We start from the raw sequence: 1,574 nt of genomic DNA, 5'->3' as shown, positions 1-1,574 counted from the left end.
CAATGTCATTAACTTAAGCATATTGACAAATAATCCGTAGTACTGGTGGAAGAATTGTTCTTCTCCAGTGCTACGGATTTGTCTTTTATTCGCTCGATGGCACGTCTAAATAAGCGATTTGAGCTTCCTCTATCAATAGGTATAACGATACGATCGCCTAGATTTATTTACGCTATTTTGCCTTTTGGCTGTTCGATTTGGGCGAACAGGAACGAGGTGCCGCTTCATTAAATTCTCCATTTGTTTTACATATTCTTGCCGTTTCTCAGGTTCATTTCCAATAACCGATTGAATAAAATAGGTTTTAACAATTCCAATAGAAATACTGATATTTCGCCTCATTTCATATTTGTATTGTTCTTGAGGAACCTTGTCTATTTCATTTAATTCGATCATGTAAAGCATAACTAAATTATACAACCAGACACAACAGTAGATATCCTGACGAATCAACCAGTCACGGATTCCGCTGAACTCTTCCAATTTCATCCGATTTTTCAAGATATTATAAGCCGTTTCAATTTCCCATCTTAAACGATAGAGTTCCTTTAGCCCTTCCAATGAAAATTCGTCTGGCGTTAAGTTTGTCAAAAGCAACTCCTCATAGTTTTCACCGGTAGCTCTCTTTACTAAAGGAATTTTCACGAAGCGTAGGGGGTACGTTGTATTCATTAATTTTGTCCGAAATGCCCGGTCCTTTCGATAGTCATTTGTTTGTTTACGGGTAAATGTCACATCGATGGTTTGATCCCCTCCAGAAACAAGATTTCCAAAATAACGTTTCCACATTTGATTATCCATTCTCATAACGAATTTTTGGTTGTTCTCAATCAGTTGATCAATCAATTTCATAGAGAAATATCCGCGGTCAAAGGTGGTGATAGTGGGTTGTCTGAGTATTGTTTTTAATTGATCTAGATGCTGTGCGGCGCACTCGCGTTCACTAAATTTATGTGGTTCAATACAGGTATCCAGTACAATCTTATTGACACAATCATAAAGTAACGAAATTTTTGCCATCACTGGACAGACCGCATCTTGTTTCGTCTGATGGACGCCATAGATTTTAGCGTTTTCCTCTGTTGAAGGCAGAATAATATCTGAACCATCAATCGCTGTAACTATATAGCCATTTAATTTTGCCAGATTATCATCATATTTTTCATAAGCCATCGAGAGATAATCGCCCATCATTAAATGAAGGGCATTTGGGTTAAACTTCATTCTTGCTTTGTAGAAAGCAACTGTTGAAATATCCAATGGCTGGTTTTGTGCGGAATAAAAATTGAGGAGTTCAGAAAACTGTGAATTCCCTTTTTGTGAGAACATTTGAAGCATCAGATTAAGTGGCGTTGTTTTTCTTTTTCGAGTGAAGGCACGAGGATGGCCCTCACGAATATCTTCTATGAAAATGGTGGGTACTTCATCAATGAATTCATAAAAATCGCTTAACAACATCATTTTTAACCCCTCCTTTACTGGACTTCTCTCTTTTAAGTATAACTTGAAAAAAGCAAAAAAAGAGGCACAAATTCGAACTGTTCCGAGTTTGTGCCTCTTTATAAAAATCAAGT

General features: G+C 37.0%; 1 protein-coding gene. It reads right to left on the bottom strand.

All coding sequences use genetic code 11. The annotated features are described in order from the left end of the window. Positions 1–132: 132 nt before the first annotated feature. Positions 133–1,461 carry an IS4 family transposase gene (locus KQI58_RS22385; RefSeq protein WP_216411140.1) on the bottom strand — a complete coding sequence of 443 codons (1,329 nt, stop codon included), beginning with the start codon at positions 1,459–1,461 and terminating at the stop codon, positions 133–135. Positions 1,462–1,574: the final 113 nt, after the last annotated feature.

Origin of the sequence: Enterococcus raffinosus, from assembly GCF_018917525.1 — a bacterium.
GTDB classification, from domain to species: domain Bacteria; phylum Bacillota; class Bacilli; order Lactobacillales; family Enterococcaceae; genus Enterococcus_A; species Enterococcus_A raffinosus_A.
This window is presented reverse-complemented; position numbering and strand designations above follow the sequence as displayed.